The sequence below is a fragment of the Pseudomonas sp. HMSC08G10 genome (genome assembly GCF_001808425.1).
Classification (GTDB): domain Bacteria; phylum Pseudomonadota; class Gammaproteobacteria; order Pseudomonadales; family Pseudomonadaceae; genus Aquipseudomonas; species Aquipseudomonas guariconensis.
Map to the genome: position 1 here is coordinate 434906 of NZ_KV793298.1, position 20718 is coordinate 455623.

General features: G+C 61.5%; 16 protein-coding genes. 9 read left to right on the top strand and 7 right to left on the bottom strand.

From position 1 onward, the window contains the following. Positions 1-36: 36 nt before the first annotated feature. Positions 37-1479, top strand: a complete 1443-nt coding sequence (zwf, locus tag HMPREF3173_RS08055) for a glucose-6-phosphate dehydrogenase (RefSeq protein ID WP_070572212.1) — start codon at positions 37-39, stop codon at positions 1477-1479. 6 nt (positions 1480-1485) lie between these two features. Here zwf and HMPREF3173_RS08060 read toward each other — a convergent pair whose 3' ends face one another. Beyond that, positions 1486-4362, bottom strand: coding sequence for a putative bifunctional diguanylate cyclase/phosphodiesterase (locus tag HMPREF3173_RS08060; protein WP_070572215.1), 2877 nt, complete (start codon positions 4360-4362; stop codon positions 1486-1488). 240 nt (positions 4363-4602) lie between these two features. Here HMPREF3173_RS08060 and uvrD point away from each other — a divergent pair, with 240 nt between their 5' ends. The 3 genes from uvrD to HMPREF3173_RS08075 all read left to right on the top strand — a co-directional run bounded on the left by uvrD (position 4603) and on the right by HMPREF3173_RS08075 (position 8383). Beyond that, positions 4603-6786, top strand: coding sequence for a DNA helicase II (uvrD, locus tag HMPREF3173_RS08065; protein WP_070572218.1), 2184 nt, complete (start codon positions 4603-4605; stop codon positions 6784-6786). Between the two features lie 228 nt (positions 6787-7014). Continuing rightward, positions 7015-7863: a Tim44 domain-containing protein gene (locus HMPREF3173_RS08070; protein WP_070572221.1), complete on the top strand. Its 849-nt coding sequence runs from the start codon at positions 7015-7017 to the stop codon at positions 7861-7863. A 112-nt stretch (positions 7864-7975) separates the two neighbouring features. After that, positions 7976-8383, top strand: coding sequence for an SMI1/KNR4 family protein (locus HMPREF3173_RS08075; RefSeq protein WP_043209983.1), 408 nt, complete (start codon positions 7976-7978; stop codon positions 8381-8383). 172 nt (positions 8384-8555) lie between these two features. Here the strand turns inward: HMPREF3173_RS08075 and HMPREF3173_RS08080 are convergent, their stop codons facing one another. After that, positions 8556-10316 (bottom strand): cation:proton antiporter, encoded by a 1761-nt coding sequence (locus HMPREF3173_RS08080; RefSeq protein WP_070572225.1) that lies wholly within the window; start codon positions 10314-10316, stop codon positions 8556-8558. Positions 10317-10640: 324 nt separating this feature from the next. Between HMPREF3173_RS08080 and HMPREF3173_RS08085 the strand changes: the two genes are divergently transcribed. Then, positions 10641-11126 carry an acyl-CoA thioesterase gene (locus tag HMPREF3173_RS08085; RefSeq protein WP_043209987.1) on the top strand — a complete coding sequence of 162 codons (486 nt, stop codon included), beginning with the start codon at positions 10641-10643 and terminating at the stop codon, positions 11124-11126. 44 nt (positions 11127-11170) lie between these two features. Here HMPREF3173_RS08085 and pdxY read toward each other — a convergent pair whose 3' ends face one another. After that, the gene (gene pdxY, locus HMPREF3173_RS08090; RefSeq protein WP_070572228.1) at positions 11171-12043 is read right to left on the bottom strand and encodes a pyridoxal kinase PdxY; all 873 of its coding nucleotides are present in this window, start codon (positions 12041-12043) and stop codon (positions 11171-11173) included. A 119-nt stretch (positions 12044-12162) separates the two neighbouring features. On the opposite strand from pdxY, the gene HMPREF3173_RS08095 reads away from it, so the two are divergent. Further along, a complete protein-coding gene (locus tag HMPREF3173_RS08095; RefSeq protein WP_043209992.1) occupies positions 12163-12555 on the top strand; it encodes a DUF3301 domain-containing protein in 393 nt (130 codons plus the stop codon). Here HMPREF3173_RS08095 and HMPREF3173_RS08100 read toward each other — a convergent pair whose 3' ends face one another. Further along, positions 12556-13530 (bottom strand): CobW family GTP-binding protein, encoded by a 975-nt coding sequence (locus HMPREF3173_RS08100; RefSeq protein ID WP_070572231.1) that lies wholly within the window; start codon positions 13528-13530, stop codon positions 12556-12558. 77 nt (positions 13531-13607) lie between these two features. After that, positions 13608-14813 (bottom strand): zinc metallochaperone GTPase ZigA, encoded by a 1206-nt coding sequence (zigA, locus tag HMPREF3173_RS08105; protein ID WP_070572234.1) that lies wholly within the window; start codon positions 14811-14813, stop codon positions 13608-13610. A gap of 112 nt (positions 14814-14925) precedes the next feature. On the opposite strand from zigA, the gene folE2 reads away from it, so the two are divergent. Next, a complete protein-coding gene (gene folE2 / locus HMPREF3173_RS08110) occupies positions 14926-15813 on the top strand; it encodes a GTP cyclohydrolase FolE2 (protein WP_070572285.1) in 888 nt (295 codons plus the stop codon). A 4-nt stretch (positions 15814-15817) separates the two neighbouring features. Here folE2 and HMPREF3173_RS08115 read toward each other — a convergent pair whose 3' ends face one another. Further along, positions 15818-16345: a DUF3617 domain-containing protein gene (locus HMPREF3173_RS08115; RefSeq protein WP_043209997.1), complete on the bottom strand. Its 528-nt coding sequence runs from the start codon at positions 16343-16345 to the stop codon at positions 15818-15820. 126 nt (positions 16346-16471) lie between these two features. Between HMPREF3173_RS08115 and cls the strand changes: the two genes are divergently transcribed. Then, positions 16472-17911, top strand: coding sequence for a cardiolipin synthase (cls, locus tag HMPREF3173_RS08120; protein WP_070572239.1), 1440 nt, complete (start codon positions 16472-16474; stop codon positions 17909-17911). Between the two features lies 1 nt (position 17912). On the opposite strand, the gene cfaB is transcribed toward cls, so the two are convergent. Beyond that, positions 17913-19097 carry a C17 cyclopropane fatty acid synthase CfaB gene (gene cfaB / locus HMPREF3173_RS08125; RefSeq protein WP_043210002.1) on the bottom strand — a complete coding sequence of 395 codons (1185 nt, stop codon included), beginning with the start codon at positions 19095-19097 and terminating at the stop codon, positions 17913-17915. A gap of 210 nt (positions 19098-19307) precedes the next feature. Here cfaB and lpdA point away from each other — a divergent pair, with 210 nt between their 5' ends. Beyond that, positions 19308-20708, top strand: a complete 1401-nt coding sequence (gene lpdA / locus HMPREF3173_RS08130) for a dihydrolipoyl dehydrogenase (protein WP_070572243.1) — start codon at positions 19308-19310, stop codon at positions 20706-20708. Positions 20709-20718 lie beyond the last annotated feature (10 nt).

Sequence of the window (20718 nt, forward strand, 5' to 3'; positions counted from 1 at the left end):
ACCCGCCCAGCTAAACCAATGTGGAGAGTGGTGGTTTTGACTATTCCTTGCGACATCCTGGTCTTCGGCGGTACGGGCGATCTGGCCCTGCACAAACTACTGCCGGCGCTCTACCACCTGTACCGCGAGGCCCGCCTGCACAATGCCGTGAGGATCATCGCCCTGGCGCGGCGCAACCTGCCCCGGGATGAATACCTCAAGCTCGCCGAACGCAATTGCAGGGCGCAGATCGCCCGCCAGGATTTCGACGAAGAGGTCTGGCGACGTTTTTGCGCACGCCTGGACTACATCGCCATGGATGCCTCGCAAAGTGCCGATTTCGTTCGCCTGGCACGCTACCTGGGCGAGCCTGGCGGCTTGGCGCGCATCTACTACCTGGCGACCGCACCCAACCTGTTCGTGCCCATCGCCAACCATTTGCGCATCGCAGGCCTTGCCGACAGCGAGGCGCGTATCGTGCTGGAAAAACCCATCGGCCACTCCCTTGAGTCAGCCACGGCCATCAACGAAGCGATCGGCGCGGTGTTCGACGAGTCCCAGGTGTTTCGCATCGATCACTACTTGGGCAAGGAGACCGTGCAGAACCTCATGGCGCTACGTTTTGCCAACGCCCTCCTGGAGCCGGTCTGGCGCAATGGCCAGGTCGACCACGTGCAAATCAGCGTCTGCGAGACATTGGGCGTGGAGAACCGCGGCGCCTACTACGACCGCGCAGGCGCAACCCGTGACATGCTGCAGAACCATCTGCTTCAGCTTCTGTGCCTGGTGGCCATGGAGCCGCCGGCACAGTTCGAAGCCGAAGCGGTGCGTGACGAGAAAGTGAAGATCCTGCGTGCCCTCAAACCGATCACCGGTCAGGATGTGCAGGACAAGACCGTGCGCGGGCAATACGGCGCCGGCCGGATCGGCGGCCAGGAAGTGCCGGCCTACTACTTCGAAAAGGACGTGGACAACGACAGCGACACCGAGACCTTCGTCGCGGTCCAGGCGCACATCGATAACTGGCGCTGGGCTGGCGTGCCCTTCTACTTGCGTACCGGCAAACGCATGGCACGACGCTCCTCGCAGATCGTCATCCAGTTCAAACCAGTGCCCCATGAGCTATTCAGTGGCGGGCAGGTCAACCAGTTGCTGATCCAGCTGCAACCCGATGAACGCATCAGCCTGCGCATGATGACCAAGAGCCCGGGCAAAGGCATGCGTCTGGAGCCGGTGGAGCTGGACCTGAACCTGGCTCAAGTGTTCGGCCAGACCCGTCGCTGGGAAGCCTACGAGCGGCTGCTGCTGGATGTGCTCGCGGGCGATTCGACCTTGTTCATGCGTCGCGATGAGGTCGAAGCCGCCTGGGCCTGGATCGACCCGATCCTGCAAGGCTGGGAAGAGCACTTCCAGGCGCCTCGCCCCTACCCTGCCGGTAGCAACGGCCCGGAGCAGGCCAACAGCCTGCTGGCCCATCAGGGCCGGCATTGGCACAGCTGAAATCGATCAGCTCATCAGGATGCTCGGGGATTTATCCAGCAAAGCCTTGAACGCCTGGGCATCCAGCGGCCTGCTGATCAGATACCCCTGCGCCTCATCGCACCCGTGATCATGCAGGAAGGCAAGCTGCTCCTGGGTTTCCACCCCTTCAGCCACGACCTTCAAGCCCAGACTCTTGGCCATGGCGATGATCGCGCGGATGATCGCCGCATCCTGGCTGCCCTCCTGCAGACCGCGAATGAACGCCTGGTCGATCTTCACGTAGTCCACCGGGAAGCGCTTGAGATAGCTCAGCGAGGAGTAGCCGGTACCGAAGTCGTCGATCGCCAACTTGACCCCCAGCTGGTGCAGTTGCTGGAACGTCGAGATGATGTGCTCGACGCTGTCCAGCAATTGGCTCTCGGTCAGTTCCAGCTCCAGCAACTGCGGCGCAAGGCCCGTTTCTGCCAGCACCTGACGCACCAGGCTGACGATCTTGCCTTGGCGTAGTTGATAGCCGGAGAGGTTCACCGAAACCCGCACGCTCATGCCCTGACGCCGCCATTCAAAAGCCTGCCAGCACGCTTCGCGCAGCACGAACTCGCCCATCGGCCCGATCAGTCCGGTTTCTTCGGCAAGGCCGATGAAGTCGCCCGGCGGCACCATGCCCCACTGCGGATGCTGCCAGCGCACCAGCGCTTCGGCGGCGAGCAGGCGGCCGCTGCGCAGGCAAAGCTTGGGTTGGTAGTAGACCAGCAATTGGCCTTCGTCGATGGCTTTGCGCAAGTGGTTTTCCAGCTGCAGGCGCTCCAGGGTGCTGGCGCGCAGGCTTTCGGTATAGAACTGGAAGTTGTCGCCGCCCAGATGCTTGGCATGCTGCTTGGCCATGTCCGCCTGGCTGAGCAATGCGTTGAGGTCGAAACTGGGGTCCGACAACACACTGATGCCGACCGAGGCACTGATCACCAGCTCATGCCCACCCAGACGTTGCGGGACGCGCAGCTTGTCGAGCAGGCGGGTCGTCACTCGCACCAGGCTGGAAAGGTTGCTGTAGCCATCGAACAGCACGACGAACTCATCGCCAGACAAGCGCGCGACAGTGTCTGCTTCAGGTACCGCATTGGCGATGCGCAGGGCCATTTTTTTCAACAGCTGGTCGGCCAGTTCGTGGCCCAAGCTTTCGTTGAGCAGCTTGAAGCGGTCCAAGTCGATGTGCAGCAACGCCAGGCTGCGCCCGTTCACCCGAACCCGTTGCCCGGCCTCATGCAAACGCAGGCGGAACAAGGCGCGGTTGGCCAGCCCGGTGAGGTCGTCGTAGTGGGCCAGGTAGCGCAGGCGCTCCTCCGACTCCCGTCGGGCCGACAGGTCGGTGAAGAAGCCTACGATATTGCTGATGTTGCCCCGCGCGTCACGTACGCCATTGAGCTGCAACCACTGGGGATACAGCTCGCCGTTGCGTCGCGCCTCGACCAGCTCGCCCTGCCAGCGCCCCTGCTGCTCCAGCGCCTGGCCGATCGCCTGGCTGTGACGCCGGGCGTCACGGCTGCAGGGCAACTCCAGGGCATTGCGCTGCAATAGCTCTTCCCGGTCGAAGCCTGTGATTTGGCAAAAGGCCTGGTTGACAGCCAGCAGCTGGAAGCCCGCATCGAGGATCGCGATCCCTTCACTGGCCGCTTCGAACACCGTGGCCGCCAGACGCTGCTGCTCTTCCTGCTCCTTTTGCGCGGTGATGTCACGTCGTGTGCCGAGCATGCGCAGGACTCGGCCGTCGGCGGCGTGTTCCACGGCACGGCCTCGGTCTTCGATCCAGCGCCAGTTCCCCTGGGTATGCCGGATGCGGTATTCGACCCGGTAGTCCTCGGTACGGCCTTTGAGGTGTTCGACCAATGTCCTGCGCAGCAACGGCAGATCGTCCGGGTGCAGGCGCGGCTTTAGGTCGGCGCGTACCGAGCGGACCTGCTCCGGGTCCAGGCCGAACAAGGCGTACAGCTGCGTGTGATGCACTTCGTCGGTGAGCAGGTTCCAATCCCACAACCCCAACTCGCTGGCCTGAAGCGCCAGGGCCAGGCGCTGCTCGCTCTTGCCCAGGGCCTGGTTGGCCAGGTCCAGCTCATGGCTGCGTTGAAGCACCCGCTGCTCGAGCCCAGCCTGGGCCTGGCGCAGTTGGTCTTCGGCATGACGACGCTGCCGCACCTCGACGAGCAACGCCTGGTTCAGTTGCTCACCGCGGTGTTGGGCGCTCTGCAGGTGTTCGATCAGCGCCTGGTTCTGGAAACGGCGCAACAGGCTGCGCTCGAGCAAGCGGTTGACCTGCCAGGCCACCACCATCAGCGTCCCCAGCAGGATCAGGCCGAGCCAGCCCCAGCCGCGCTGCGCACCGGCATCGAAGTAGAACAGGAACACGATGGGCGGCAACAGGCAGGGCAAGGCGAAACTGAGAAACGCTGGCAGGCTCACGGCATAGGCGACACTGGCCGACAACGCCGCCGCCCCCAACAGTCCGAACACCCAGGCCTGCTGCACGAAATCGTCCACCGGCACCAAGGCGATCGCCGCACAGGCCAAGGTCAGGCCGCTGAAGGCCGAACCGGACAGGAACATGTGCTGCCAGGACGCCTTGGCTTGACGCGCTGGCGTGGCCGCATCGAAGGCCGCGACCTGGATCACCCGCAGGGCCACCAGCGCCAACAGCCAGGCCAGCCATACGCTGACCAGCAGATAGCGCTCAGGGCTCCACAACAGCCAGGCGCACAGCAGGCCATTGATCAGCATCAGCAGGGTGGGCAGCAATGAGCCCTGATAGAGAAGACGGGTACGCTCGATGCAGAGCTGGGTCGCAAATTGCCTGCGCACACTCCTTGCCGTCTCCGGCGATGCTCCGATCGCCGCGAAATCCTGGGTCATAGGGTCGTGTTCTTGTTGTGTTCTTGTATTGGCAGACCGCAAAAGTGCAGCGAGCATACACAAGCCATGGCCTGGGCCAAACTGCTCTACGTCATGTTTTCAAAAATACCGGCGGCCGTTTACCCAGACCGCTCAAGAACAGGCCTCTGCCCAGGCCGCCGATGAACGGCCTGGCACCGCCTGCAAGATTTCTCCGGGGGCCGTTTGCCCCTGCCCCCTGCGCGGCCCTAGAATGGCCGGATGCGCAATGATGACCTCTCCCTCCTGCTGAACTCCCTCAACGATGCCCAGCGCCAGGCCGTAGCGGCCCCGCTGGGGCGTCAATTGGTGCTGGCCGGTGCCGGCTCGGGCAAGACCCGCGTGCTGGTGCACCGTATCGCCTGGCTGATCCAGGTCGAACAGGCCTCCCCCCACTCGATCCTGTCGGTGACCTTCACCAACAAGGCCGCGGCCGAAATGCGCCAGCGGATCGAGCAATTGCTGGGCATCAATCCGGCCGGCATGTGGGTGGGGACCTTCCACGGCCTGGCGCACCGACTGCTGCGCGCCCACTGGCAGGAAGCCCGGCTGGTGCAGAATTTCCAGATTCTGGACAGCGATGATCAGCAGCGGCTGATCAAGCGGGTGATCCGCGAGCTCGGCCTCGACGAGCAGCGCTGGCCCGCCCGCCAGGCCCAATGGTTCATCAACGGCCAGAAGGATGAAGGCCTCCGTCCACAGCATATCCAGGCCGGTGGCGATCTGTTCCTGGGCACCATGCGCAGCATCTACGAGGCCTACGAACAGGCCTGCGAACGCGCTGGGGTCATCGACTTTTCCGAATTGCTGCTTCGCGCCCTGGACCTGTGGCGCGACCACCCTGGCCTGCTCGAACACTACCAGCGGCGCTTCCGCCACCTGCTGGTGGACGAGTTCCAGGATACCAACGCCGTGCAGTACGCCTGGCTGCGCCTGCTTGCCGCAGGCGGCAGCAGCCTCATGGCGGTGGGCGACGACGACCAGTCGATCTACGGCTGGCGCGGCGCCAAGATCGAGAACATCCATCAGTACACCGCTGACTTCCCCGACGCCGAGCTGATTCGCCTGGAGCAGAACTACCGCTCCACCGGCGGTATCCTCAAGGCCGCCAACGCCCTGATCGCCAACAACAGCGGGCGCCTGGGCAAAGAGCTGTGGACCGACATGGGTGAAGGCGAGCCGCTGACCCTCTATGCCGCGTACAACGAGCATGACGAAGCGCGCTATGTGGTGGAGACCATCGAGAGCTTCATCAAGCAGGGCAATGCCCGCAGCGACGTGGCCATCCTGTACCGCTCCAACGCCCAGTCGCGGGTGCTTGAAGAAGCCTTGCTGCGCGAACGCATTCCCTACCGGATCTACGGCGGCCAACGCTTCTTCGAGCGCGCCGAGATCAAGAACGCCATGGCCTACCTGCGCCTGCTCGAAGGCCGCGGCAACGACGCCGCCCTGGAGCGGGTGATCAACGTGCCACCGCGCGGCATCGGCGAAAAGACCGTCGAGGCGATCCGCGAACATGCCCGGCACAGCCAGTTGTCGATGTGGGAGGCCATGTGCCAGCTGTTGGCGGCCAAAGCTCTCAAGGGCCGTGCCGCCAGTGCCTTGGGCGCGTTCATCGAGTTGATCGAGAACCTCGCTGCCAAGGTCCTGGAAATGCCTTTGCACCTGATGACCCAGACCGTCATCGAGCAGTCCGGCCTGATCCTCTATCACCAGGAAGAAAAAGGCGAAAAGGGCCAGGCTCGGGTAGAAAACCTTGAGGAACTGGTCAGCGCGGCGCGCAACTTCGAGACCAGCGAGGAGGATGCCGACCTGTCGCCGCTCTCCGCCTTCCTCGGCCACGCCTCCCTGGAGGCCGGCGATGCCCAAGCCGACGAGCACGAGGACAGCATCCAGCTGATGACGCTGCACAGCGCTAAGGGATTGGAGTTCCCCTATGTGTTCCTGGTCGGCATGGAAGAAGGCCTGTTCCCCCACAAGATGAGCCTGGAAGAACCCGGCCGTCTGGAAGAAGAACGCCGCCTGGCCTATGTGGGCATCACCCGGGCCATGCGCCAGCTGATCATGACCTACGCCGAAACCCGCCGTCTGTATGGCAGCGAGACCTATAACAAAGTGTCACGTTTCGTACGGGAAATTCCGGCAGGCCTGGTTCAAGAGGTGCGCTTGTCCAACTCGGTCAGGCGTCCCTTCGGTGGCAGCCAGAGCCAAGCGAGCAGCCTGTTCGCCAATGCCAGCATCCCACAGACCGCGTTCAACCTTGGCCAGCGCGTGCAACACGCAGTGTTTGGCGAAGGCGTGATCCTCAACTTCGAAGGCTCTGGTGCCCAGGCACGGGTGCAGGTCAACTTCGCCGAGGGCAGCAAGTGGTTGATGCTGGGGTATGCCAAGCTGGAAGCGATCTGAGGCCCGCTGGCACTGACCCCGTGCGAGTAGGGCTTACCGCAGGCTTCGCCAGCTCCCCAGGTTCAGTGCTGCCGCCTCCTACAGATCTTGACGAATGGTCCTATCCAGCAATCAGTCTTGCCTCAGACCATTCAGGCAAAAGCTGGAAACATTATGGCGCTGGTCATGTCTCCTACAACATGTGCAACATGACGCGCGTGCAATCCACCCACAGGGGATATCCCATCTATGCAACGTTTTCTTAGCATCGTACTGGCGCTGTGCGTCGGCCTGACGCTGAGCCTGGATGCCAACGCCAAGCGTTTCGGCGGCGGCAAGAGCTCGGGCTCCGCGCCTATCCACCAGACCCGCCAGGCTGCGCCAACCACACCTGCCGCCGCGCCGACCGCTCCTGGCCGTGCACCGGCCGCCGCCAGCGGTGCTTCGCGCTGGCTGGGCCCACTGGCCGGTATCGCCGCCGGTGGTCTGCTGGCCTCCATGTTCATGGGCGACGGCTTCCAGGGCATGCAGATCTTCGACTTCCTGATCATGGGCCTGATCGCCTTCCTGGTGTTCCGCTTCATCGCCGCCCGCCGCCGCCAGCAGCAGCCGCAGATGGCCGGTGCCGGCAATGCGCCCTACCAGCGTGAAACCCATGCCCAGCCAGCCCAACCGTCGGTCTTCGGTGGCGCTTCGGCCGCTGCTGGCGCACCGGTCATCAACGCTCCGGCCTGGTTCAACGAGCAAAGCTTCCTATCCGCTGCCCGCACTCACTTCATGTCGCTGCAGCAGCACTGGGATGCCAACGAAATGGACAAGATCGCCGAATTCGTCACCCCGCAGATGCTCGAGTTCCTCAAGCGCGAGCGTGCCGACCTGGGTGATGGTTTCCAGTCCACCTACATCGACAACCTCGATGTGCAGCTCGAAGGCGTCGACGATCGTGCCGACAAGACTGTCGCCACCCTGACCTTCCATGGTGTATCGAAGACCTCGCGCTTCGACCAGGGTGAAGCATTCAGCGAAAGCTGGCACATGGAGCGCGCCCAAGGCGAAAACCAGCCTTGGCTGCTCGCCGGTATCCGCCAGAACGGCTGATCTACCGCGTTGCACTCAAAACCCCGGGCTTGCCCGGGGTTTTTGCTTTTGGCACAGCGGGCTACTAGGGTATAAACCGCAGCGTTGTCATCAAGGCCAGAGGATGTAAGCCGTGGAAGAAGTGATCGATCAGCTCCGTGAAGCCAATGAACCCGTGCCGGTGCCACTGGAATTGCCGGACGAGGACCTGTTGGTAGAAATCGAGGAAGAGTTGCTGATCAACATGCCGTTCGGCCTGCGTGAGTTCCTGCTGACGGTCAGCGACGTGGTGTACGGCAGCCTGGAGCCGGTGACCGTCACCGATCCCCAGTCCCACACCTACCTGCCAGACGTTGCCGCCAACGCCTGGGATGCTGGCGTGCCACGCGACCTGGTCCCGCTGTGCCAGGATGGGGACAACTACTACTGTGTCGAGGAAGACGGCACCGTGGTGCTGTGGGACGCCGAGGAAGAAGCGATCAGCGAAGATAACTGGGAAACCGTCTGGCACTGGGTCCGGGACGTCTGGCTGGAAAGCTGAACCGTACTTCCCGCAAAGCTCGTGCACCTCGGTGCGACGTAATTTCTTGCGCCAGGAGATGGCTCATAGCCACCACCCAACGTAGAATCGCCAGGCGTTCTGCGCCTGGCGGCGGCGTTACCGTTCCATCCCCTCGGACTGCGACGTCGCCTTGCGCAGAGAGCGCAAACGCTCAATGGGTTTGATCACGGTTGTTTTCCAGCGTTTCCAGCAAGGCGATTTGCATGCGGGTATGCACCCGGATGAACCATCGCCATAGCAAGGCCACCACCACCGCTGCCACGACTGCGATGACCAGCAGCAACTCGTTGGTCGGCAGGATGCTCGCCGAAAGCGCCGACAGCAGCAGGAAGATCACCAGCAGCGACAGCAACGGAATCACCTCGGCAATTACCCGACGGACACGTTGAGTGTGCCGTCCGGCCATCTCCGGCTTCACGCTCATCTCCGCCAACAGCATCGATAGCGCCTTGAGCTTGCGATAGGCGGCAATCAGGAAAGGCAGCGACAACAACAAGGCGGCCCCCCAGATCACCGCCTTTTGCTGACTGACATCGCTGACCCATTCGCTCAACCAGTTGCCGATGCGCACGGCAAAGTAACCACCGCTAAAGAAAATCGCGATGACTAGCGCCAGGTTGACACCTACCTGCAACAGAATACGCCGGATCATCGCCGCGACCATCGCACCCTCGCCATGGGGCTGGATGCTGCGTAGCCATTCCCCGTACAACGACAGCACCCGCGCCAGACGCCCGGGCATCACCTTGCCAAGCTTGAGTGAGAGCGGATCGGCTGCGCGAATCAGATAGGGCGTAAGCAAGGTAGTGATGGCCGACACGGCCACAGCCACCGGATAAAGAAAATCGCTGGTGACCTGCAAGGTCATGCCCAAGGCAGCGATGATGAAGGAAAACTCGCCAATCTGTGAAAGCCCCATGCCAACACGCAGCGAAGTGCGTCCATCATTGCCGGCGATGAATGCCCCCATGCCGCACGACAGCATCTTGCCCAGCACCACCGCCAGGGTGATCACTGCAATCGGCCAGGCGTAGTCGAGCAACACGCGCGGGTCAATCATCAGGCCGATGGCAACAAAGAAGATGGCGCTGAACAGGTCGCGTACGGGCTCGATCAGACGTTCGATCTTCAGCAACTGCCTGGATTCGGCCATGATAGCGCCGATCAGGAACGCACCCAGGACCATGCTGTATTCGAGCTTGACCACCAACAGACAAAAACCGAAGCACAGTCCCAGTACAGTGATCAGGAGCATCTCGTTGCTTTCGAACCTCGCCACATAGGCCAACAGCCGTGGCACCAGCAGGATGCCGATCACCAGTGCAACGATCATGAACAGCGACAATTTGCCGACCGTGGAAAACACTTCGCCGGAACTGACCGTGCCGCTGACGGCGATTCCCGACAACAGGGCGATGATGCCGATGCCGAGGATATCCTCGACGATCAGCACGCCGAAGATGAGCTGGGCGAAGCGCTCGTTCTTCATCTTCAGATCATTGAGCGCCTTGACGATGATTGTGGTCGAGGAGATGGCCAGGATCGCCCCCAGGAACAGCGAGTCCATGGTGCTCCAGCCGAACCAACGACCGATCTCGAAACCGATCCAGATCATCAGGACGATTTCCAGGAAGGCGGCGATGAACGCAGTGGCGCCGACCTTGAACAACTTGCGCAGGCTGAATTCCAGGCCCAGGCAGAACATCAGAAAGATCACCCCCAGCTCAGCCAGGGTCTTGATGGTGTCCTCATCGTGGATCAGGCCAAAGGGTGGTGTGTGAGGCCCAATGATGAAGCCTGCGACGATGTAGCCCAGTACCACCGGCTGCTTGAAACGGTGGAAGAGAATGGTAACCACCCCGGCGACCAGCATGATCACGGCCAAATCCTGGATGAAACTGATGGCATGCATGGCGAGGTACTCCTTTTCTCGTTGCTCGGGCAGACCGCTCCTCTGCCAAGGCAAACCCAAGCGAGCAGCACGTACATACTGTGTTCAAAGCAGGAAAGCCCATGTTGCATGGGCTCGCTCAGGTTAACATCGCGCCTTCGCATGAATAGCCGATGCAATATGTAGAAACAGATCGGCGATTTTGCTGCCAGAGATGGCACGATCCGCGTGACGGAAGCACGTCAGGCGACGTCCCGTACCAGGATGGGGAAACCCTATGAGGGGGAAACAGAAGTGTCCGCAGATACCAGCCCCGTTTCAGCGCAACCAACCCGTGAGCACACTATGGAACCTGGAAACGCCCAGCTGACGATGACCGTCCTGATGACCCCGGACATGGCCAACTTTTCCGGCAACGTCCATGGCGGCACCCTGCTCAAGTACCTCGACGAGGTCGCCTATGCCTGCGCCAGCCGCTATGCCGGCACCTATGTGGTCACCCTGTCGGTGGACCAGGTGATCTTCCGAGAGCCTGTACATGTCGGCGAACTGGTGACCTTCCTCGCCTCGGTCAACTACACCGGCAATACGTCCATGGAAGTGGGCATCAAGGTCGTGACCGAAAACATCCGCGAGCGCTCCGTGCGGCACTCCAACAGCTGTTTCTTCACCATGGTTGCGGTCGACGACAATCGCCGTCCGGTGCAGGTCCCGCCACGCCAGCCCCAGAGCAGCGAAGAGAAGCGGCGCTTCCTGCAGGGCCAGCAGCGCCGACAGATCCGCCAGGAACTGGAACAGCGCTACCAGAACCTCAAGACCGATTCGATCTAGACGTCTAGCAACCGGCAGGGCTGCACAGCGGCCCTGTGATCGGCCTAGATAGCCAACCGCTGCGCCTCGAAGCGCACACGCGGATGGGCGATGCGGTCTTGGGCCCTGATCGGTTGCAGCTCGTAGCTCGCGCAGGCCTGGGTCTCCAGCAGCACTTCGTGCACGGCCGCAGCGGTGAACTCGAACGCCTGGACCCAGCTGTCACCGAGCAACACGCGGGCCAAGAACAGGCCGGAGGTCAAGTCACCCACCCCTACCGGCTGACGTGGGAAGGCCAGCAATGGTCGGCGCAGATGCCAGCTGTGTTCTCGAGTCACCAGCAGCATTTCAAAGGCGTCCTCGGCGCGCCCCGGATAGGACAGGTGCTTGACCAGTACCACCTGGGGGCCGCGCTCAAGCAGGCCGCGCGCCATGGCCACGCAATCATCCAAGGACTCGGCCCGACGACCACAGAAGCTGTCCAGTTCCAGCTGGTTGGGGCACAGGATATCCGCCACCGAGGCGGCTTCCTCCAAGAGAAACTCACTGACTTCGACCGGCACGATGCAGCCTTTTTCCGCATGCCCCATGACCGGATCGCACAAGTACAACGCCTTGGGGTTCACCGCCTTGATCCGCTGGACACCCGCCAGGATCGCCCTGCCCTGCTCGGCGCTGCCCAGGTAACCGGAAAGCACCGCGTCGCAATGGCCCAGCTCGCCGATGTTGGAAATGCCTTCCACCAGCGCAGGAATTTGCGCCGGAGCGAGCACTTCACCGGCCCACTGTCCATACTGGGTATGGTTGGAGAACTGCACAGTGTTCAGCGGCCAGACATTGACCCCGACCCGCTGCATGGGAAACACCGCAGCGCTGTTTCCGGCGTGGCCGAAGACCACGTGGGACTGGATAGCAAGCAGATGCGGTGTACGTTTCATGTGGGAAATTCCAAAGCTGTTTCAGTAGATGTGCGCCGCGCAGTATGAACCCGTTTGCCACCTGTACGACAGGCCAGGGACACAGTTAAGCTGGATCTACCGTTTTGGAGCATATGCAAATGTTGACCCTGGAGAACCTCTTCGTCCTGATGGTACTGGCGACCGCCGGTGCCTGGTTGTGGCACAACCATGGGCTGCGCGAAAAGGCCCTTGAACGGGTCAAGCAGCATTGCACCAAGCTTGACCTTCAACTGCTCGACGATAACGTCGCCCTCAAGCGCATCGCCTTCGTGCGCGATGCCAATGGCCGCAAGCGCCTGGCGCGTGTCTATGGGTTCGAGTTCACCGTGACCGGCGAGCAACGCCACCCTGGGACAGTGACGCAGTTCGGTGCCCACACCCTGCAGATCGAACTGGCGCCCTATCCATTTGAAATCAAGGTTCCGCCGAAGGCAGACAACGTCATCGAGATGCAGCAGTGGCGCCAGGAACATAACCGCTGGCGCAACTGATCAGGCCTCCAAGCGGCAAGCGACCAAGGCTTCCTGGAGGGTGTCCAGCAGCTGCGGCTGATCGAAGATCAACTCCAGACGTGAATCCTTGCGCCATTCGCTCGGCTGCCAAGCCAGTGCCTCGCCTTCCAGACCATTGAAGGACTGCCAGCCGGTGTCGCTGTGGATAACACCTTTTGCGCGGCGCCACGGCCAGCTTTCAAGCATTGCGAGCAAACGCGTCGCGTCGAAACGCTGCGAGGGGTGCCAGCGCCAGCCAACACTCCAGCCACCCTCGCCTTGCTGGGCGAGACAGATTGGCTGGCGAGGATCTGTCCACAGGGCGCCAGCAGGGTTCGAAGGGGTCTCCCTGGGTAGTTTGTCCACAGCCTCGAGAGGGCTCGTTGTGCCAGACGTGACGGGCAAAAGGTCCACCGACAATCGCCCATGATCGGTCCAAAGCCTCGGCAACTCGGGGAACTGTGCAGTTATCAACAGGCGCTGGGTTTCATCCAAAGCCCCAGCCTTGTTGAAAACCAGCAATGCAGCCTCGGGCAAGGCTTGCCGTTGCGCGTCGGGCAGCGGTTCACCACGGGCCAGAGCCTGTGCGTCCAGCACCATCACCAACGGCTGCACGGCCAGTACACCCACCCAGGGCGCCTGACCCAGCTGGGCCAGCAAAGACTGAGGATGGCCCAGACCGGACGGCTCGATGAACACCCGATCAGGCCGAGCCTTGCGCAACAAGCGGCCCAAGCCGACCTGGAACGGCATGCCATTGACGCAGCACAGGCAGCCGCCGGCCACCTCGCCAATAGCGATGCCATCCTCGTCCTGGCTCAGCAGCGCCGCATCCAGGCCAATCTGGCCGAACTCGTTGACCAGTATGGCCCAGCGCTCACCTGATGGGCGCTGAGCCAACAGCTGATGTATCAGGCTGGTCTTGCCAGCGCCCAATGGGCCTGCGATCACGTGGGTCGGAATGTTCTGGAGCATCGGCCATACCTTGGAAATAGCCTCCAACTATGCGCCCTCGTTGCTACCAGTCAAGCCGCCGAAAGTTATCCACACCCTCACGCCGCTTCGTCATACCAAGGCCCGAACGGATCGGGAAGACGTAGCCATGCCATCTCCCCTTGCGCCCATTCCTCGTCGGTCAGCAGACATGCATCCAGTTCTGTGGATAGCTGTGCGAAGTCGATATTCTGACCAATGAACACCAATTCCTGCCGGCAATCGCCGCACTCTTGCGTCCAATGCTTGAGGATCGCCTGGGTGCTCTCGGGGTCCTGCGGCCACTGATCCTGCGGTACGAAGCGCCACCAGCGACCGGCGAACCCATGGCGCATCATGCCGCCGGCCTGGGACCAGCTGCCCGCCTCCTGGAACTTGCTGGCCAGCCAGAAGAACCCCTTCGAACGAAGCAACCTGCCGTTGCTCCAGGGCTTGTGGATAAAATCGTGGAAGCGTTGCGGATGCAACGGGCGACGGGCCTGCCACGTCCCTGCGGCGATCCCGTACTCTTGCGTTTCCGGCACGTGCTCGCCACGCATCTCCTGCAACCAGCCAGGTGCTTGGGCCGCTTGCTCGAAGTCAAAAAGGCCAGTATCGAGAATACGCGCCAGCGGCACCTGGCCCATGACCATCGGCACGATCTGCGCCCGGGCGTTGAGGCTGCGCAGGATGGCCGTGAGTTCGTCTCGCTCATGCTGGCTGACCAAGTCGATCTTGCTCAGCAGCAGTATGTCGGCGAACTCCACCTGTTCGATCAACAGATCGCTGATAGACCGCTCGTCGTTTTCACCCAAGGATTCACCGCGGCTGGCCAGGCTGTCGGCTGCCTGGTAGTCACGCAGAAAATTGAGCGCATCGACCACCGTGACCATGGTGTCCAGGCGTGCCATGTCCGACAGGCTACGACCCTGTTCGTCACGGAAGGTGAACGTCTCGGCTACCGGCAAGGGTTCGGAAATGCCGGTGGACTCGATCAGCAGGTAATCGAAACGACCCTCGCTCGCCAGCCGCGCGACCTCCTCGAGCAAATCTTCCCTCAGCGTGCAGCAGATGCAGCCATTGCTCATCTCCACCAGCTTTTCTTCCGCCCGGTTCAGGCTGACATTGCGCTGCACCTCGCTCGCATCGATGTTGATGTCGCTCATGTCGTTGACGATCACGGCGACGCGCAGGTCTTCGCGGTTGCGCAGCACATGGTTGAGCAAAGTGCTTTTGCCAGCTCCCAAAAAGCCGGAAAGCACAGTTACAGGTAAACGGTGGGGCATTGGTCGTACCTCGACAGGCAAGCGCATTCGAAACGATGCATTGCGCATTGTTATAATATAACAATAGAATTTCGCCAAGCCGCGTTTGTCGATCCTTGCCAGAGAACCCATGATGACCAGCCTGACGCTTCCCGACATCGCCACACAGTCCCTCCCCGAGGCCGTCCCCCTGGAGTGGGTTGGTATGTGTGGAATCGCCGTGCCGTTGCAATTTGAAGGACGCACCCTCAATGCCCAAGCCGACGCGGGCGTCAATCTCGAAGACGGCGCCGCCCGAGGCATTCATATGTCGCGGCTTTACCTGGCGTTGGAAGCCCTGGAAAACACCGAGCTCAGTCCGCTGCTACTCCGTCGGCTGCTGGCGAGTTTCCTCGATACCCACGTCGGGCTCTCTTCAAAGGCGCAGGTGAGTTTGCGCTTCGAGCATTTGCTCAAAAGACCTGCCCTGGTCAGCCCCTTGGCCGGCTGGAAAAGCTATCCCGTCTGCTTGGTTGCTACGACGGACAATGAAATGTTCCACGTGGAACTCTCGGTGGTAATTCCTTACTCCTCCACCTGCCCCTGCTCCGCAGCGCTCGCCCGACAGCTGATTCAGCAGCAGTTCCTAAAGGACTTTCCAGAGCAGGTACCCGATCAATCGACCCTACTGGAATGGCTCGGCAGCAATCAGGGCATCGTCGCCACGCCCCATAGTCAGCGCAGCGAGGCCCAGGTTCGAGTACGACTGCGAGAGAATCTGCAGCACTTGCCGCTCTCCGAGTTGATCGACACGCTGGAGCGTGCCTTGGGTACGGCGGTACAAACAGCGGTCAAGCGCGCAGACGAACAGGCGTTCGCCTTGGCCAATGGACAGAACCTGATGTTCTGTGAGGATGCCGTCAGGCGTTTGCACCAGGCGCTGAGGCAAGTGCGGTGGGTAGAGGGGTTCAGCCTGCGTGTGGAACATGCAGAGAGTCTGCATGCCCACGACGCAGTGGCGATCAGTCGCTATCGGTTTTGAAGCCTCAACTGCGAGGTTTCACCGAACCGCAGTCGTTGCCCAGCCAGACCGCCTTGGTGTTCATGCTGCCCTGCTGCTGAACGCCTGAAGCGTTGAACGTGCCACTGACCTGAGTATGAAACTCCCGGTCACTGAGGAAGGTCGCCTGCCCAGTACCTTGGGCACGAGGACAACTGAATTGGAATTTCCACACGTTGCCTGTGCGATCGGTGATCTTCTGAGTACAGCCGGACTGAGGGTCCTGCAGGGGAATGTCATTGGTCCGGACCTGCTCCGGCGTCAGGCACGAGCGCACGCCCTTACCACCCACGGTAATGCCCTGCTTGGCCAGCATGCCTTCCATCATGGCGCGTTGCTCAGGTGGCAGGTTTTTCAATTGCCCGAGCATGAACTCCATGTCCGGTAATGGCTTGCCATCGACCTGCATATTGCTGGTGGTCAGCTCCCACAAGCCCGGTTGCAACATCTGCGCATGTACCAGTGGTGCGCTCAGGCCCAAGGCCAGCGCCAGCAGTGGCAGACGAATCTTCATGGATAAATGCTCCTCGATAGTACGGCCTCTGCCGATTGAGCCTTAGACGTCATTTTCGCTTCCGGGTTGCAAGGCGGGACAGGAACATGCTCTGTTATCGTCAGGCTCTCAGCAAGCAGGATGCATATGGATTTCCACAGCCCTTATTTCTTCGGCTATGTGCTTGGCCTGATTCATCTGCTAGGCATCATCGCCGCGCTGCATGCGGTGTTCACCGTGCGCACCGCCCAGGGTGCCATCGCTTGGGCGATGTCCTTGTTCTTCATCCCTTACTTCACGCTGATTCCCTACCTGGTGTTTGGGGCGCGCTCCTTCTATGCCTACATCCAAGCCAGACGCCAGGCCAATCAGGAAATGCACGTCGCCATGGCCAATCTCAACTGGCGGCCTTGGGTTGAGGAAGCGCTCACAGCGCGGGAGTCGGAGAGCTATGCCGCCCTGCGGGCAATGCCGAAACTCGGGCGCATGCCGTGCCTGGCCAACAACGAAGTGAAATTGCTGATCAATGGCCAAGCCACCTTCGAGGCCATCTTCGCAGCCATTGCCGAAGCCCGACAGGTCGTGCTGGTGCAGTTCTTCATTATCCATGACGACGAAATCGGCAAGAAACTGCAGCAACTGTTGCTGCGCAAGGCGGCAGAAGGTGTGCAGGTGTTCGTGCTATATGACCGGGTGGGGAGCCATGCGTTGCCGGCCAGCTACAGCCAGACCCTGCGGGAGGGAGGCGTGAAGATCCACGCTTTTGCCACACGCCGTGGGTGGTTCAACCGCTTCCAGGTGAACTTCCGCAACCACCGCAAGATCGTCGTCGTCGATGGCCTGCTGGGGTTCCTCGGCGGGCACAACGTGGGGGACGAGTACCTCGGCGGCCACCCTCGCCTGTCGCCTTGGCGTGACACCCACGTTCAGGTCAGCGGCCCGGTGCTTGCCTGCTTGCAGGAGTCCTTCGCCGAAGACTGGTATTGGGCCGCTCGCCAGTTGCCGCCGTTGATCCTGCCCGACACCTATCCGGATAACGGTGTGCTCTGCCAGGCATTGGCCAGCGGTCCGGCAGACCCGCAGGAAACCTGCGCACTGTTCTTCCTTGAAGCCATCCACTCGGCTACTCAGCGCGTGTGGATCACTAGCCCGTACTTCATTCCAGATGAGGCGATCTTCGCCGCCCTGCGCTTGGCGGTGTTGCGCGGCGTCGATGTGCGTATCCTCATTCCTTCACGGCCGGATCACCGCATTGTCTACGCAGCGTCCAGTCTGTTCGCCTTCGAAGCGGTGCGGGCCGGAGTGAGGATGTTCCGTTATCAGCCAGGATTCCTACACCAGAAGGTGGTGCTGGTCGATGACGAGGTGAGTGCGATCGGCAGTGCCAACCTGGACAACCGTTCGTTCCGTCTGAACTTCGAGATTACCTTGCTGACCGTCGACCGTGCCTTTGCCGACCAGGTCGAGTCGATGCTGCTCGATGACTTTGCCCAAGCCCGGGAGATCACTGCCGAAGACAGCCGCGATACGCATCGCTTGCAACAACTTGGGATGCGTATCGCCCGGCTGATTTCTCCGATCCTGTGAGTCAGCGGTAGAGGTCCTCGCGGGTCCAGGGCAGGTCATGGTGCCCATCTGCATAGGGCTTCACCGCCAGGATCTGGTGCAGGTTGATCCAGCCCTTGGAGAAGGCATAGGCGCATCCGGCCAGGTACAGGCGCCAGATGCGCAAGGTCTTCTCTGGCACCAAGGTGGCGGCTTTATGCAGTTGGTTCTCGAGGTTTTCGCTCCAGTGATTGAGCGTCTTGGCGTAGTGCAGGCGCAGGCTTTCCACGTCCACCACTTCCAGTCCGGCCTCACAGATGTTCGCCGTGATCATCGAGAGGTGCGGCAGTTCGCCGTGGGGGAAAACATAGCGGTCGATGAACTCGCCCGCGCCTCGCCCGACTGGCCGGCCATCCACGTGTTTGGCCGTGATGCCATGGTTCATCACCAGGCCGCCTTCACGCACGGCGCCGAACAGCTTCTGGCAATACAGCGCCAGGTTGGCGTGGCCGACGTGTTCGAACATACCGACACTCACCACCTTGTCGAAGCGTCCGTCCTGAGGCAGGTCGCGATAGTCCAGGATTTGCAGGTCGACCTGATCGCTCAGCCCCTCCTTCTTGACCCGATCACGACCTAGCTTGAGCTGCTCCTTGCTCAGGGTGATGCCGAACACCTTGGCGCCATACTCACGCGCGGCGAAACGCGCCAGCCCACCCCAGCCGCAACCCACATCCAGCAAGTAGTCCCCAGCCTGCAGGCGCAACTTGCGGCACAGGTGATCGAACTTGTTCTGCTGGGCTTCGTCGAGGGTGTTGTCCGGTTCGCGGAAGTACGCGCAGGAGTAGGCCATGTCCTGGTCGAGCCACAGCTGGTAGAACTCATTGGACAGGTCATAGTGGTAGGAAATGGCTTCGGCGTCGGTAGCTTTGTCATGCGCGATACGCTCTGGCGATACTTCTTCCTCGTCTTGGAGCAGCGCTTCGCTGAGCTCGTCGCAGACGCGGATGACTTCCCCGATATCGCCTTCCAGTTCCAGCTTGCCTTCGACGAAGGCGACACCCAGTTCGTCCAGGCTCGGGTGGGTCAGCTGACTGATCAGCTGAGGCTCCTTGACCAAGATGGTGACCTGTGGGCTTGGCCCTAGGTCGAACTGGTTGCCATCCCACAGCTTCAGACGCAAAGGCAAGTGCAGGCTCTGCAACGCAGGTGGAAGTTGCGCAAGCATGAATTTCCCTCCCTTCATGTGTACCGGACGCCTCATCTCATATTTGGGACGTCACCGGGGCAAGGGTAGTTCATTCACCGGAAGTTTCCGTTTATCAAGACCATGGTCTAGAGCTAATCAGTACGAATTGCTCTCAAGATTGTATACAACCTTGATTTCGCAGACTAATCTTGTGGCCCTCTGCGCTTCTTCACTCCTGGAGTAAAACCCATGAAATCCTATGATGTGGTGATCATCGGCGGTGGCCCCGGCGGCTACAACGCAGCGATCCGCGCCGGCCAGCTGGGCATGAGCGTCGCCTGCGTAGAAGGCCGCCCGACCCTCGGTGGTACCTGCCTTAACGTTGGCTGCATGCCATCGAAAGCCTTGCTTCACGCCTCGGAGCTCTACGAGGCCGCCAGCGGCGAGGAGTTCGCCCATCTGGGTATCGAGGTCAAGCCAACGCTGAACCTGGCCCAGATGATGAAGCAGAAGGACGAAAGCGTGACCGGCCTGACCAAGGGCATCGAGTACCTGTTCCGCAAGAACAAAGTCGACTGGGTCAAAGGCTGGGGCCGTCTAGACGGCGTGGGCAAGGTGATCGTGAAGGCCGAGGACGGCAGCGAAACCACCCTGCAAGCCAAGGACATCGTCATCGCCACGGGCTCCGAGCCGACTCCGCTGCCAGGCGTGACCATCGACAACAAGCGCATCATCGACTCCACCGGCGCCCTGTCCTTGCCCCAGGTACCCAAGCACCTGGTGGTGATCGGCGCAGGCGTGATCGGCCTGGAGCTGGGCTCGGTCTGGCGTCGACTAGGCGCCGAGGTGACGGTCATCGAGTACCTCGACCGCATCTGCCCTGGCACCGACGAAGAGACCGCCAAGACCCTGCAGAAGGCCCTGGCCAAACAAGGCATGACCTTCAAGCTCGGCAGCAAGGTGACCCAGGCCACGCCATCCGCCGACAGCGTCAGCCTGACCCTCGAACCCGCCGCCGGCGGGGCAGCCGAAACCCTGCAAGCCGACTACGTGCTGGTGGCCATCGGCCGTCGGCCATACACCCAGGGCCTGAACCTGGAAAGCGCAGGCCTTGTGACCGACAAGCGCGGCATGCTGACCAACGATCACCATCGCTCCTCGGTACCCGGCATCTGGGTGATCGGCGACGTCACCTCCGGGCCGATGCTCGCGCACAAGGCCGAAGACGAAGCGGTGTCGTGCATCGAGCGCATCGCTGGCAAGGCCCATGAGGTCAACTACAACCTGATCCCAGGCGTCATCTACACCCGTCCGGAACTGGCCAGCGTCGGCAAGACCGAAGAGCAGCTCAAGGCCGAAGGCCGCGCCTACAAGGTGGGCAAGTTCCCCTTCACCGCCAACAGCCGCGCCAAGATCAACCACGAGACCGAAGGCTTCGCCAAGGTCATCGCCGACGCCAATACCGATGAAGTGCTCGGCGTGCACCTGGTCGGCCCAAGCGTGAGCGAAATGATCGGCGAGTTCTGCGTGGCCATGGAGTTCTCGGCCTCGGCTGAAGACATCGCCCTCACCTGCCACCCGCACCCGACCCGCTCCGAGGCCTTGCGCCAGGCAGCGATGAATGTCGATGGCATGGCGATGCAGATCTGACGACACGCAC

Excerpts from the sequence above, each read along its gene's own strand:
- HMPREF3173_RS08060 (WP_070572215.1), bottom strand. The coding sequence starts at position 4,362 with ATGACCCAGGATTTCGCGGCGATCGGAGCATCGCCGGAGACGGCAAGG.
- uvrD (WP_070572218.1), top strand. The coding sequence starts at position 4,603 with ATGCGCAATGATGACCTCTCCCTCCTGCTGAACTCCCTCAACGATGCC.
- HMPREF3173_RS08070 (WP_070572221.1), top strand. The coding sequence starts at position 7,015 with ATGCAACGTTTTCTTAGCATCGTACTGGCGCTGTGCGTCGGCCTGACG.
- HMPREF3173_RS08080 (WP_070572225.1), bottom strand. The coding sequence starts at position 10,316 with ATGCATGCCATCAGTTTCATCCAGGATTTGGCCGTGATCATGCTGGTC.
- HMPREF3173_RS08085 (WP_043209987.1), top strand. The coding sequence starts at position 10,641 with ATGGAACCTGGAAACGCCCAGCTGACGATGACCGTCCTGATGACCCCG.
- pdxY (WP_070572228.1), bottom strand. The coding sequence starts at position 12,043 with ATGAAACGTACACCGCATCTGCTTGCTATCCAGTCCCACGTGGTCTTC.
- HMPREF3173_RS08095 (WP_043209992.1), top strand. The coding sequence starts at position 12,163 with ATGTTGACCCTGGAGAACCTCTTCGTCCTGATGGTACTGGCGACCGCC.
- HMPREF3173_RS08100 (WP_070572231.1), bottom strand. The coding sequence starts at position 13,530 with ATGCTCCAGAACATTCCGACCCACGTGATCGCAGGCCCATTGGGCGCT.
- zigA (WP_070572234.1), bottom strand. The coding sequence starts at position 14,813 with ATGCCCCACCGTTTACCTGTAACTGTGCTTTCCGGCTTTTTGGGAGCT.
- folE2 (WP_070572285.1), top strand. The coding sequence starts at position 14,926 with ATGACCAGCCTGACGCTTCCCGACATCGCCACACAGTCCCTCCCCGAG.
- HMPREF3173_RS08115 (WP_043209997.1), bottom strand. The coding sequence starts at position 16,345 with ATGAAGATTCGTCTGCCACTGCTGGCGCTGGCCTTGGGCCTGAGCGCA.
- cls (WP_070572239.1), top strand. The coding sequence starts at position 16,472 with ATGGATTTCCACAGCCCTTATTTCTTCGGCTATGTGCTTGGCCTGATT.
- cfaB (WP_043210002.1), bottom strand. The coding sequence starts at position 19,097 with ATGCTTGCGCAACTTCCACCTGCGTTGCAGAGCCTGCACTTGCCTTTG.
- lpdA (WP_070572243.1), top strand. The coding sequence starts at position 19,308 with ATGAAATCCTATGATGTGGTGATCATCGGCGGTGGCCCCGGCGGCTAC.